We start from the raw sequence: 12357 nt of genomic DNA on the forward strand, positions 1-12357 counted from the left end.
CTGTGGCGGGCCTTTGCGTCTTCTACGCGAAATCGGCGCGGTCGCGTACAATCGTCGGTTGCCGGTGGCGGAGATTATTTGCGGGTTTTGGCGCGGCGTCCGGGCTTCTACGGATGCGTCGTAACAGGTTGCTAATGGATCGCGCACTAAAAGTTGATTCAATTTCTATCGATTCACTCGCGTGCCGTATCCCTTTTGCCTCGGAGCCTTCCCGTGAAGTTGAGCAATCTGAAGATCGCGCCCAAGCTCGGCATTCTTGTCGGCGTCACCTTGTTCGGCCTGTGCATCTCCGGGGTCCTCGCCGGCTATCTGATGAAGCGCGCGATGGTGGACGCGCGCATCGATCAGACCAAGGCGATCGTCGATCTGGCACGCAACTACGCGGCCACGCTGGTGAAGCGCGTCAACGCCGGTGAAATGACCAAGGATGCCGCGCTCGCGGACCTTCGCCGCTACGGCAACGCGATGACCTACGACAAGGGCTCGGGCTATCTGTTCGGCACCAGCTATGACGGCATCACGCAGCTCGCGCCCGATCCGAAGCAGATCGGCACCAACCGCATGGATGTCGAGACCAATGGGCGGAAGCTCTCCCGTGAGATCATGGATGGCGTCAAGGCCAAGGGCGAAATCCTGCTCTTCTATGAATATGTGAAGCCCGGCCAGGAGAAGCCGATCCGCAAGCTCGGCTATTCCGTCGCCATCCCCGGCTTCGACATGTATCTCGGCACGGGCGCCTATCTCGAGGACATCGACGAGAAGATGGGTCCGGTCTACTGGCTGCTCGGCCTCGCCATGCTCGGCATCGTGATCGTCGCCGGCAGTGTCGCCTGGCTGCTTGGCCGCAGCATCAGCCGTCCGCTGGCGCTGCTCGGCACCCGCATGAAGGAGCTTGCCGACGGCAAGCTCGAGGGCGACATCCCCGGCGTCGGCCGCGGCGATGAAGTCGGCGCGATGGCGGCGACCGTCCAGATCTTCAAGGACAATGCAGTCCGCATTCGCGATCTCGAGACGACCGAGGCCGAGGCCAAGGAACGTGCCGCGGCGGAACGCCGCAGCGCGATGGAAGGCATCGCCAACGATTTCGAACGCAGCGTCAACGGCATCGTCCGCTCGGTCTCCTCGGCCGCGGCCGGCATGCAGACCACGGCGCAGTCGATGACCGCGACCGCGAGCGACGCCAGCGCGCGCGCCGCGACCGTCGGCGCCGCCTCGCAAAAGGCGTCCGGCAATGTCGGCACGGTTGCGGCCGCCGCCGAGGAGCTGTCGAGCTCGGTTGCGGAAATCTCCCGTCAGGTGACGCGCTCGACCGAGGTCGCGAGCCGCGCCGTCAGCGATGCCGAGCGCACCAACACCACCGTGCAGGTGCTCTCTTCGGGCGCCGAGAAGATCGGCGAGGTGGTCAAGCTGATCCATTCGATCGCGGCGCAGACCAACCTGCTGGCGCTCAACGCCACCATCGAGGCGGCGCGCGCCGGCGAATCCGGCCGCGGCTTCGCCGTCGTCGCCTCCGAGGTCAAGGCGCTCGCCAACCAGACTGCCAAGGCGACCGAGGAAATCTCCGCCCAGGTCGCGGCGATGCAGACGTCGACCAGCGACGCGGTCGCGGCCATCGCCGGCATCACCCAGACCATCGCCGAGATGAGCGAGATCACCGCCGGCATTTCCGCATCGATCGAGCAGCAGGGCGAGGCAACCCGCGAGATCGCGCGCAACATCCAGTCGGTCGCGGCCGGCTCGAGCGAGATCAACGCGCATATCGGCAGCGTCACTTCGGCTGCGGAGGCGACGGGCAGCGCGGCAGGCGACGTGCTCACCAACGCCCGCGAGCTGGACAACCAGTCGGGCGCGCTGCGCAGCGCGGTCGACGGCTTCCTCGCCAAGGTCCGCGCGGCGTAAGGCTCGGCCGTGAATTCGTAGGGTGGGCAAAGGCGCACGAGCGCCGTGCCCACCTTTTCTTTTGGGTTCGTCGAGGCGTCGGTGGGCACACTACGCTTTGCCCACCCTACGAGACTGTCAAAGCGCTTGCCCACCCCGCGGCTGTCATGCCCCGCGAAGGCGGGGCATCCAGTACGCCGCGGCCTCTCGGTCCTAGCCTCGCTGTCTCTGGAATACTGGATCGTCCGCTTTCGCGGACGATGACAGCATCCCCTACTGCTTCTCGATCCCCGCGTTCTTGATCAGCCTCTCCCACAGCACGAGCTGCTCGCCCACAAAGGTGCCGAGCTCTTCCGGCGTGCCGGAGAAGGCGTCCATGCCGAGCGTCGCAAGCTGGGCCTTGATCTCCGGCTTCTCGACGATCTTCCTGATCTCGGCGTTGAGCCGCGTCACGATCTCCTTCGGCATGCCGGCGGGGCCGAAATAGCCCTGCCATGAGGAGATGTCGAAGTCCGGCACGCCGGCCTCCTGCATCGAGGGCAGGTTCGGCACCAGCGGGGAGCGGTCCTTGGTGGTGACGGCGAGCGCCTTGAGCGCGTTGCCGTTGACGTGCGGCAGGCCGGTCAGGATGTCCACGAACATCATCGAGACGCGGCCGCCCATGACGTCGTTGAGCGCCGGCGGCGAGCTCTTGTAGGGCACGTGCAACAGGTCGAGTCCGGCATTGTGCGCAAAGGTCGCGCCCGACACGATCGCCGAGGACGAGCCCGAGGCGTAGCTCAGCTTGCCCGGATTGGCCTTGCCATAGGCGACGAGCTCGCCAACCGTCTTGGCTGGCACGTCCGGGTGAACGACCAGCATGAAAGGCAGGTCGCCGGTACGCGCGATCGGGGTGAAATCCTTGACGGGATCGTAGGTCAGGCTCTTGAGCAGGAAGGGATTGGCCGAATGCGTGGTGTTGGTGGTCACCAGCAGCGTGTAGCCGTCGGGTGCGGCGCGCGCGACATAGGTCGCGGCGATCATGCCGTTGGCGCCCGCCTTGTTCTCGATGACGATGCCGACGCCGAGCGCCTGCGACAAATGCTGCGAGATCAGCCGCGTGGTCGTATCGGTGCCGCTGCCGGCCGCGAACGGCAAGACCAGCGTGATATTGCGGCTTGGATAATTGTCGGCCTGAGCAGCGGATGCGGCGGCAAGCCACAGCGCGGCCGCGCCGGCAATGCGTACGACCCGGATCAGCAATGAAAGCATGTTTGGACGTTCCCTCTTTATCGTTGGCCGGGAACCTAGCTGCTCAGGAGGCAAAGAGGAAGGCGCGTCTTGTCGCCCGCTTTCGAGACGAGATGTCGCCCGCGCCGCGGCGTGGAATTACTTCACCGCCGAGCCCTGCCGTGACGCGATCACGACGCCCGCAAGCACCAGCGCATAGCCGATCAGATGAAACGGCTGGAGCTTCTCGCCGAGCAGGAGGATGGCCATCGCCGAGCCGAACACCGGCACCAGATGGAAGAATGGCGCGGCGCGGTTCGGGCCGATCAGCGCTACGCCGCGGTTGAAGAAGAGATAGGCGAGGGTCGAGGGGAAGATCAGGATGTAGGCGAGTGTCGACAGCGTCAGTGTATCGAATTGCAGCACGTTGCCGCTCCAGGCCTCCCAGACCGCCGTGGGCAGCAGCATCATCGCGCCGCAGCAGGTGGTGAACGACAGGAAGGAGAGCTGATGAACCTTGGGCCGGCGCGGGATGAAGGCGGAGTAGATCCCGAAGGCCACCAGCGACAACGCGAACATGATGTCGCCGCGGTTGAAGCTGATGCTAGTGAGGGCCGCAAGGTCGCCGCGCAGGATGATGATCAGCACACCCGCAAGCGATATCGCGATGCCGGCAAGCTGTGCACCGGTCAGCCGCACGCCGAACAGCACCAGTGACCACAGCGCCACGAACAGCGGTCCGGCCGACTGGATCAGCAGCGCGTTCAGCGCCTCCGTATATTGCATGGCCCAGTAGGAGATCGCGTTGTTGAAGGCGAATCCGACCAGCGACAGGAACAGCATCAGCCGCAGGCTCTTGCGCAGAGCCGGCCAGTCACGCTTCAGATGCGGCCAGGCGAACGGCAGCAGGATCAGGAACACGCCGAACCAGCGGATCGTGGTCACCGTCAGCGGCGGCACACGCGCGCCGACATGGCGCGCGAGCACGATGTTGCCGGCCCAGAACAGCGAGCTCAGGCTGAGCAGCAGATAAGGCTGGTTATTGAGCCAACTGGCCGGATTCGAGGCCGGTGGCGCGGGCGAAGCAATCGTCATTGGCGTTTGATGCGAGCTTGCGCCGGATTCTCGTTGCGGCACAAGTCACGTGGCCGCAATGCTACAATGCAAGCATGAGCTGAGGAGGTGTCATTGGCGGTGAATATGTTGAACATCGACGGCCTGGAGAGGCTCGATCAGGATTCGCCAGTGGTGATGCTGAACCTGATGCGCTTCAACGCGCGCTCGCGCGACGGCGACGGGTCCGGCTGGGACGCCTATTTGCGCTACAGCGCGATCACGGTGCCGATGATCAAGGCGCGCGGCGGCACGCTGCTCTGGACCGGCAAGGCCAAAGCCATCGCGCTCGGCCCGCACCAGGGCAACGGCTGGGATTTCGTCGCTCTCGTCTATTATCCGTCCGTCGCGGCCTTCCTCGATATGATGACGTCGGAGGCCTACGAGCGGGAGGCTGATCCGCATCGCGTCAACGGCTGCGCCGAGCACGTGATCATCGCGACCAGCGAGGCGTACGGCAAATTCAAGGTGGACTGACGCACGATGCCGGGATTGATGCCGCGCGGAACTTGAAACTCAAAGGCCGTGAAACTTGATCTTGATCAAAACCCCGTCCAGGCGGCTTGCGAAAACAAACGTTACGAGTGCAATCGGGAGGATCCCATGCATCGTCTTTTCCTGGTCATCTTGCTCGCCCTTGCCCCGCTCTGCGTCATCGGATCCGATTCGGCCCACGCGGCGCGCTACTGCCTTCAGGGGCACCATTGGGGCTTTCCGGGCAACTGCGCCTTCTCGACCCGCAGCCAATGCCTGGCATCAGCGTCCGGTACGCGTGCCCATTGCGGCGTCAATCCGCGCTATGCGGGCCAAAATCGAAGATAATTCATTGATGACGGCGCTGCGACGCCGATCGGGCCGTCTGCAGCCCGGCTCAGCTGGCCTGCTTCCGCGACGCCACGAACACGCCCGACAGCACCAGCGCGAAGCCGATGAAGTGGAAGGCCTGCGGCTGCTCGCCGAGGAAGGCCATCGCCATGATCGAGCCGAACACCGGCACCACATGGAAGAACGGCGCGGCACGGTTGGCGCCGATCAGCCGCACCCCGCGGTTGAAGCAGAGATAGGCGAGCGTCGATGGGAACACCGCGACGTAGAACAGCGTGAGCAGGTTCGGCCCGTCGAGCTTCATCACCGGGCGTGCGAACAGCTCCCAGATCTCCAGCGGGATGAGGCAGGCGGCGCCGGCGCCGAAGGTGAAGGCGAGGAACGACAGGCCGTGGATCGGCGGCCGCTTCAGCGTCAGCACCGAATAGAGCGCGAAGATGATCAGCGCGACGATGAAGATGAGGTCGCCCTTGTTGAACGCGATGTTCGACAGCGTGGTGAAGTCGCCTTGCAGCAGGATCGTCAGCACGCCGCACATCGAGAGCAGCACGCCGAAGGCTTGCGCGGCGGTAAGGCGGACGCCGAGGATGATCAGCGACCACAGCGCCACGACCAGCGGTGCCGCCGATTGCAACAGCAGCGTATTGAGGGCCTGGGTATGCACCAGCGCCCAATATTGCAGCGTGTTGAAGGCGCCGATGCCGGTGACCGACAGCACGATCATCAGCCCGAGCTTGCTCCGAATCGCGGGCCAGTCCTGCACCAGATGTTTCCAGGCGAACGGCAGCACCAGGAGGAAGGCGAAGAACCAGCGCAGGAAGGAGAGCGTCACCGGCGGGATGTGGCCGGCGGCGAGCCGCCCGACAATGGCATTGCCGGCCCAGCACAGCGCGGTGATGCTGAGCAGCAGGTAAGGCTGGTTGGCGATCCAGCTGTGGCCGGACGTCTCGGTGCCCGTGGTCTGGCCGGTGGCGGACATTGTGATTGTTATGGCCCCGCGTGATGTACCGAGGTCGCCGGCCCGGCGGTATCCGAGCCGGCTCGAGCCCGGCCCGCCCACAGACACGGAAATCGGCCTGATATCAATGGGGCGCGACGCATCGCGTCCATGCGCAAGGCACGACGCGGCGGGAACTGCATTCAGCCGTCCCGCCCGGCGCGGATCGCAAGCGGCTTCAACAACTCGGCACAGGCGAGATAGATGACGACCAGGGCCGCGATGCCGGCCAGCATCAGCGGCGGTGGCACGACGAAGCCGAACCACGCGCCGACCGGCGTGAACGGCGTGACCATCGCGACCAGCAGAGCGATCAGGGAGGAGGCCGACAGCACGGGATCGGGCCAGTTGCGCCAGGGACGTCCATTGGTTCGGATGATGAAGATCACGAGGATCTGCGTCGCCATGGATTCGATGAACCAGGCGGTGCGGAATTCGTCGGGTGAGGCCTTGAACAGGACGAGCAGGGCGCCAAAGGTCAGGAAATCGAAGACCGAGGACAAGGGCCCCATGATCGCCGCGAAGCGGACGAGGTGCGACATGCTCCACACTTGCGGCTGCGCGGTGGCCTGCTTGGAGACGCGGTCGAAGGGAATGCCGAGCTCGGAGAGATCGTAGAGCAGATTGTTGAGCAGGATCTGTGTCGGCAGCATCGGCAGGAACGGAAGCGCGATGGAGGCGATCGCCATCGACAGCATGTTGCCGAAATTCGAGCTCGCGCCCATGCGGACATATTTGAGAATGTTCGCGAAGGTGCGCCGGCCCTCCTCGACGCCGTCGGCGACGACTTCGAGGTCGGAGGCGAGCAGGATCATGTCGGCGGCGGCCTGCGCCACACCCGTGGCGCCTTCGACCGACAGACCGATATCGGCGGCCTTCAGCGCCGGCGCGTCGTTGATGCCGTCGCCGAGGAAGCCGACGACCTCGCCGCTTGCCTGAAGCGCCTTCACGATACGCGACTTCTGGTCGGGTGCGAGCCGGCCGAAGGCGTCGGCCGATTGTACCCGCACGGCCAGTGCCTCGTCGCTGAGCTCAGCGATGTCCGGCCCCGATAGCACGCGCCCGGCGTTGAGCCCGACAAGGTCGGCCAACCGCTTCACGACCACGGGATCGTCGCCCGACAGGATCTTGAGCTTGATGCCGCCGGAGGCGAGCCGGGCAATCGCGGCCGCCGCGGTCGGCTTCGGCGGATCGGCGAAGGCGCAATAGCCCTCGAAGGTGAGATCGGTCTCGTCTTCGGTCTCGACCTCGCGCGTTGCGCCGCGCCACGCGCGTGAGGCGATGGCGACGGTCCGCAGGCCCTCGGTCGCGAGCTGACGTACGCGCGCCATCGCGGCGCTGCGCGTGCCATCGTCCATCGTGCACAGTTCAAGCACGGCCTCCGGCGCGCCCTTGACGATCAGGAGGGTACCTTCCGGGCCGTTCGCCAGCACCGATCCCAGCCGCCGCGAAAAATCGAAGGCCTGACGTCCTGCAAGTGTCCAGCCCTGCGCTGCGTCCGTGCAGCCTGCGATCAGTGCCGCATCGAGCGAGCCACGGTCGCCGCCGAGCGCGGCTGCAATCGCGCCCAGCCGCGCGGCACGCGCATCATCCTCGCCACCGGCATCGAGGCTCTTCGCAAGCCGGATCTCCGCCGAGGTCAGCGTGCCCGTCTTGTCGGTGCACAGGACCGTCATGGCGCCGAGATCGTGGATCGCGGCGAGGCGCTTCACGATCACCTTGCGGCCCGCCATGCGCAGCGCGCCGCGCGACAACGTGACCGTGGTGATCATCGGCAACAGTTCCGGCGTCAGCCCGACCGCGAGCGCCACGGCAAACAGCAGCGAGTCCAGAACGGGGCGGCCGAACACCACGCGGATGGTCAGCACGACCAGCACCAGCGCCAGCGTCGCCCGCGCGATGACGAAGCCGAACTCGCGCAGATCGCGCTCGAACGGCGAGGGTGCCTGCGCCTCCGCGAGCGCAGATGCCGCGGCGCCGAACACCGTGTCGCGGCCGGTACGCACGGCGAGCGCGATCGCCTCGCCGGTCTGCGCCACCGCGCCGCGGAACAGCGCATTCGAGGTATCGTCGAAACAGTCGGCTGCGCCTGCGCGTTTTTGTACCGGATAGGGCTCGCCGGTGAGCGCCGCTTCCCCGGCGGTGAACGCCGTGCTCTCGAGGATCAGCGCGTCAGCCGGGATGATGTCACCGGCGCGGATGCGCAGGATATCGCCGGGCACGACCTCTTCGACGTCGATCTGGCAAAAGGCGCCGTTGCGCCTGACCTCGGCCTTCAGCGCCACCGATCGGCGCAGGATGTCGGCAGCCCGCACCGCATGCCCCTCCTGGACGGTGTCGAGCCCGATCGACAGCGTCAGGATCAGGACGATGATCAGCCCGCCGATGTCGTCGCCGGTCAGCATCGAGATGACGCCGGCAACCAGCAGGATCAGCGACAAGGGCTCGAGCAGCCGCCGCAGGATCGCGCGCATCGCGCCCTCGATGCGGGGCGGCACGTCGCTGTTCCGGCCGTATTGGGCGAGCCGCGCGGCGGCCTCGGTTGTGACGAGGCCCTGCAATCCGCAACCGAGCTGCTTGCAGAGGGCGTCGGCCGACAGACGCCAGAAATGGCTGGCTGGGTTTCCCGATGGTTCGGTCACGGCATGTCCAAAAAGAAGGTCTGGTGCCCGGCGCACGGTAAGGGGTGGAGGTGACAACCATCCCTTGGCCCATTCGGCGGACGGGGCGGTTGATGCTCGTCAATTTTGCCGCCGGGGAACTTGCCGGGACGGGCCCGAAGGTTTCCGAATTTTAAGGGGATATCAAAGGCTTGTATCGTGCTTTGAGCCCCGAAAAAGCCCCGTTCTTGCTTGCCTAGAAGCGCTGCTTCCTTTATCCGGTTGGCTGCCTCGCGTGCGAGCGGCCCCCGGCCGTGGATTGGGCTGGGCGCATCTAAATAGATTGCATAGGGATTACCCGCGAATGGCCAATGTTGTCGTCGTCGGCGCCCAGTGGGGCGACGAGGGAAAAGGCAAGATCGTCGACTGGTTGTCGGAGCAGGCCGACATCGTCGCGCGCTTCCAGGGCGGCCATAATGCCGGCCATACGCTGGTCATCAATGGCGAGACCTACAAGCTCGCGCTGTTGCCCTCCGGCGTGCTGCGCTCGTCGAAGCTGTCGGTGATCGGCAACGGTGTGGTGTTCGATCCGCAGGCCTTCCTCGACGAGGTTGCCAAGCTCCGTGGGCAGGGCGTGGCGGTCGGTCCCGAGAATCTGCGCGTCGCGGAGAACGTCACCCTGATCCTGCCGTTGCATCGCGAGCTCGATGCCTTGCGCGAGAGCGCCAATACGGCGACCGCGATCGGCACCACGCGTCGCGGCATCGGCCCCGCCTATGAGGACAAGGTCGGCCGCCGCGCCATCCGACTGATGGACCTCGCCGACCTCGACACGCTTCCGCACAAGGTCGACCGTCTGCTGGCACATCACAATGCACTGCGCCGTGGCCTCAATCTGGAGGAATTCGACGCGGCGTCCATCCTGCGCGATCTGACGGCGCTGGCGCCGCAGCTGCTGCCCTATGCCGAGACCGTGTGGCGACTGCTCGATCAGGAGCGGCGCGCGGGCAAGCGCATCCTGTTCGAGGGCGCGCAAGGAGCGCTGCTCGACGTCGACCACGGCACCTATCCCTACGTCACCTCGTCGAACACGGTGGCGGCGCAGGCCGCGACCGGAACGGGCCTCGGTCCGAACGGGGTCGGCTACGTGCTCGGCATCTGCAAGGCCTACACGACCAGGGTCGGCCAGGGGCCGTTCCCGACCGAGCTCCTGAACGAGATCGGCGAGGAGATCGGCCGTCGTGGCCGCGAGTTCGGGGTCAATACCGGGCGCAAGCGCCGCTGCGGCTGGTTCGACGCCGTCCTGGTTCGCCAGACCGTGCGGACCTGTGGCATCAACGGCCTGGCGCTGACCAAGCTCGACATTCTCGACGGCTTCGATTCGATCGAGGTCTGCACCGGTTATCGGCTCGACGGCAAGGAGATCGACCATCTGCCCGCGGGCGAGGGCGCCCAGGCGCGGGTCGAGCCGATCTACGAGACCATCGAAGGCTGGAAGGAGCCGACCGCCAATGCACGGTCCTGGGCTGACCTGCCGGCCCAGGCCATCAAATATGTCCGCCGGATCGAGGAATTGGTGGGGTGCCCGGTGGCGCTGCTTTCCACGAGCCCCGAACGCGAAGATACTATCCTGGTGCAAAATCCGTTTGAGGCTTAACGATATCTTACCGGGGGGCGCGTATAGTTGAGTTGAAATGGCTGATTACTATCCGCTGATCGCCCGCGCTATTGCCGCCTTGGATCCCAACGCTCCCGGCGAAAGCCGTCGCGCGCTCTATGAGCGCGCGCGTACGGCGCTGATCGCGCAGCTGCGCAGCGTGCAGCCGCCGCTCTCCGAATCCGAGATCACCCGCGAACGGCTGTCGCTGGAAGAGGCTGTCCGCAAGGTCGAATCCGAGGCCGCCCAGCGCGCCCGTGAGGCCTCCCGCCCCGGCGGCGGCAGTGGCAGTGGGCGCGGCGGCAGCGGCGATGCCTTCCGCCGCGCCAGTGCCCGCGCTGCCGAGGGAACCCCGCCTGCGGCTTCACCGGCCGGCCCGCCGCGCGCCCGTCCGGCCGCGCCGCCGCCGCGCAACGAGCGCCCATCATTCGGCGACGACGACCAGGGCGACCGCGACACCCAGCGCCAGCCGCGCGCCCCGCGTTTCGATGCGCCGCGCCAGCCCGCTCCACCGTCCCCGCCGATGCCGGAACCGCCGCCTCCGCCGGCCGGGCGCGATCGGCCCGCCGCGCGCCGCGCGCCGGAAATCGGGCCTCCGCCGCCGCTGCCGCAATCGCCGGGCGTGCGCGGCTTCCGCGACATCACCGCGGACGCCAACGATCTCGGCGGCGCCGCCGCGCAGGCCAACCGCGCCGCGCGACGCACCTACGCCAACGTGCCCTCGCCCTCGCCGGAATTCGACCGGCTCGAGCCGAACCTGGAAAACCGCGCCGGCGAGCAGGACGCGCCCTATTCCTATGACGAGTCGATCGAGGAGGCCGAGCGCTACACGCCACGGCCGCAGTCGGGGCGTCCACACATCCCCGTCCTCGACCGCGATGCCAAGAAGCGGGCCCGTTCGGGCTCCAAGTTCCCGTTCAAGAGCGCGATCGCGGTCGGCATCGTGCTGATCCTGGTCGGCGCCGGCATTCTCTGGGGCAAGTCGCTGGTCCAGACCGCAAGCGGCCTGTTCAAGTCGTCGCCCACCCAGGTCGTGGAGGCGCCGAAGGATACCGCCCAGCCGCAGAGCAAGCCGAAGATTCCGGATCGCGTCGGCCAGCCCTCGGCCAGCGATCAGCCGGTCGCGCCGGTGGCGCAGAAGGTCGTGCTCTACGACGAGGATCCGTCCGATCCCAAGGGCAAGCAATATGTCGGCTCGGTGGTGTGGCGGCTCGAGCCGATCAAGGCGTCGGGCAACCAGAAGGCCGACGTCGCCGTGCGCGCCGACATCGAGATTCCCGACCGCAAGTTCAAGATGACGATGTCGTTCCGACGCAACACCGATTCATCGCTGCCGGCGAGCCACACCGCGGAACTGACCTTCATCCTGCCGCCGGATTTCCCGGGCGGCAGCGTCTCCAACGTGCCCGGCATCCTGATGAAGTCGAACGAGCAGGCGCGCGGCACGCCGCTCGCGGGGCTGGCGGTCAAGGTCACCGACGGCTTCTTCCTGGTCGGCCTCTCCAATGTCGACGCCGACCGCGCGCGCAACATCCAGCTCCTGAAGGAGCGCTCCTGGTTCGACGTGCCGCTCGTCTACGCCAACCAGCGCCGCGCCATCATCGCGATCGAGAAGGGGGCTCCGGGCGAGCGCGCCTTCAACGACGCGTTCGCGCAGTGGGGCGAGTAGCAAGCCGCGCCTTCACCTTTCCTGCGGGAGAGGTGAAGGCCCGTTCTCGCTAGCAGAGTCCAATCGAAATCGATCCGGCCTATTGCGCGGCTGCTTCCCGCTTGCGCGCCGCCGCGGCGGCCGCGTGCTCACGGTCCATCACGGCGCGACAGCCGGGGCTGACATGCGACTTGTTCCGCACCATGCAGGCGGTGATCCGCGGGATGTCCGGTATCTCGCTGGAACACAGCCGCATGGCGTCGCCCGAGCACATCTGTTGCGCTTCGGGCGAGAAGGCGAGGCTGGGTAAGGTCTGGAGTGTGATGGCAGTGGTGGCGACGGCCACGAGCGTGGCGATCGATCGGTAGCGTGTCATGTCAGATGCGTCCCCAAAGTTCAGGCGTTGATTGCTTGTTTTTGGGGCGCCGCA

11 protein-coding genes are annotated in these 12357 nt (G+C 66.4%); 5 read left to right on the top strand and 6 right to left on the bottom strand.

Annotation, left to right across the window (positions count from 1 at the left end):
• Window positions 1-213: 213 nt before the first annotated feature.
• The gene (locus tag K289_RS0120730) at window positions 214-1899 is read left to right on the top strand and encodes a methyl-accepting chemotaxis protein (RefSeq protein WP_027553291.1); all 1686 of its coding nucleotides are present in this window, start codon (window positions 214-216) and stop codon (window positions 1897-1899) included.
• Window positions 1900-2151: 252 nt separating this feature from the next.
• Here the strand turns inward: K289_RS0120730 and K289_RS0120735 are convergent, their stop codons facing one another.
• Both K289_RS0120735 and K289_RS0120740 read right to left on the bottom strand, forming a co-directional pair.
• Window positions 2152-3129: a tripartite tricarboxylate transporter substrate binding protein gene (locus K289_RS0120735; RefSeq protein ID WP_027553292.1), complete on the bottom strand. Its 978-nt coding sequence runs from the start codon at window positions 3127-3129 to the stop codon at window positions 2152-2154.
• Between the two features lie 117 nt (window positions 3130-3246).
• Window positions 3247-4182 (bottom strand): DMT family transporter, encoded by a 936-nt coding sequence (locus K289_RS0120740; RefSeq protein ID WP_027553293.1) that lies wholly within the window; start codon window positions 4180-4182, stop codon window positions 3247-3249.
• A gap of 105 nt (window positions 4183-4287) precedes the next feature.
• Between K289_RS0120740 and K289_RS0120745 the strand changes: the two genes are divergently transcribed.
• Window positions 4288-4677, top strand: a complete 390-nt coding sequence (locus K289_RS0120745) for a DUF1330 domain-containing protein (RefSeq protein ID WP_145927437.1) — start codon at window positions 4288-4290, stop codon at window positions 4675-4677.
• Between the two features lie 39 nt (window positions 4678-4716).
• Here K289_RS0120745 and K289_RS52370 read toward each other — a convergent pair whose 3' ends face one another.
• Window positions 4717-4905 (bottom strand): hypothetical protein, encoded by a 189-nt coding sequence (locus tag K289_RS52370; protein ID WP_027553295.1) that lies wholly within the window; start codon window positions 4903-4905, stop codon window positions 4717-4719.
• Here K289_RS52370 and K289_RS48755 point away from each other — a divergent pair.
• Entirely contained in the window at window positions 4828-5022 is a 195-nt protein-coding gene (locus K289_RS48755) for a DUF3551 domain-containing protein (RefSeq protein ID WP_245283967.1), read from the top strand. The two genes, K289_RS52370 and K289_RS48755, sit on opposite strands and share 78 nt — an antisense overlap.
• A 49-nt stretch (window positions 5023-5071) precedes the next feature.
• On the opposite strand, the gene K289_RS0120755 is transcribed toward K289_RS48755, so the two are convergent.
• Window positions 5072-6004, bottom strand: a complete 933-nt coding sequence (locus K289_RS0120755) for a DMT family transporter (RefSeq protein WP_027553296.1) — start codon at window positions 6002-6004, stop codon at window positions 5072-5074.
• Window positions 6005-6165: 161 nt separating this feature from the next.
• The gene (gene mgtA, locus K289_RS0120760) at window positions 6166-8664 is read right to left on the bottom strand and encodes a magnesium-translocating P-type ATPase (RefSeq protein WP_027553297.1); all 2499 of its coding nucleotides are present in this window, start codon (window positions 8662-8664) and stop codon (window positions 6166-6168) included.
• A gap of 322 nt (window positions 8665-8986) precedes the next feature.
• On the opposite strand from mgtA, the gene K289_RS0120765 reads away from it, so the two are divergent.
• Together K289_RS0120765 and K289_RS0120770 are read left to right on the top strand one after the other, a co-directional pair.
• The gene (locus K289_RS0120765; protein WP_027553298.1) at window positions 8987-10279 is read left to right on the top strand and encodes an adenylosuccinate synthase; all 1293 of its coding nucleotides are present in this window, start codon (window positions 8987-8989) and stop codon (window positions 10277-10279) included.
• A 37-nt stretch (window positions 10280-10316) separates the two neighbouring features.
• On the top strand, window positions 10317-11948 hold the full coding sequence (locus K289_RS0120770; RefSeq protein WP_027553299.1) for a hypothetical protein: 1632 nt from the start codon (window positions 10317-10319) through the stop codon (window positions 11946-11948).
• A gap of 79 nt (window positions 11949-12027) precedes the next feature.
• Here the strand turns inward: K289_RS0120770 and K289_RS0120775 are convergent, their stop codons facing one another.
• A complete protein-coding gene (locus tag K289_RS0120775; protein WP_027553300.1) occupies window positions 12028-12303 on the bottom strand; it encodes a hypothetical protein in 276 nt (91 codons plus the stop codon).
• Between the last annotated feature and the right edge of the window lie 54 nt (window positions 12304-12357).

The sequence above is a fragment of the Bradyrhizobium sp. Cp5.3 genome (genome assembly GCF_000426265.1).
GTDB classification, from domain to species: Bacteria; Pseudomonadota; Alphaproteobacteria; order Rhizobiales; family Xanthobacteraceae; genus Bradyrhizobium; species Bradyrhizobium neotropicale.

Coding starts and splice junctions, on each gene's coding strand:
- K289_RS0120745 (WP_145927437.1), top strand. CDS start 4,288: ATGTTGAACATCGACGGCCTGGAGAGGCTCGATCAGGATTCGCCAGTG.
- K289_RS0120775 (WP_027553300.1), bottom strand. CDS start 12,303: ATGACACGCTACCGATCGATCGCCACGCTCGTGGCCGTCGCCACCACT.
- K289_RS0120755 (WP_027553296.1), bottom strand. CDS start 6,004: ATGTCCGCCACCGGCCAGACCACGGGCACCGAGACGTCCGGCCACAGC.
- K289_RS0120770 (WP_027553299.1), top strand. CDS start 10,317: ATGGCTGATTACTATCCGCTGATCGCCCGCGCTATTGCCGCCTTGGAT.
- K289_RS0120765 (WP_027553298.1), top strand. CDS start 8,987: ATGGCCAATGTTGTCGTCGTCGGCGCCCAGTGGGGCGACGAGGGAAAA.
- K289_RS0120740 (WP_027553293.1), bottom strand. CDS start 4,182: ATGACGATTGCTTCGCCCGCGCCACCGGCCTCGAATCCGGCCAGTTGG.
- K289_RS52370 (WP_027553295.1), bottom strand. CDS start 4,905: ATGGTGCCCCTGAAGGCAGTAGCGCGCCGCGTGGGCCGAATCGGATCC.
- K289_RS0120735 (WP_027553292.1), bottom strand. CDS start 3,129: ATGCTTTCATTGCTGATCCGGGTCGTACGCATTGCCGGCGCGGCCGCG.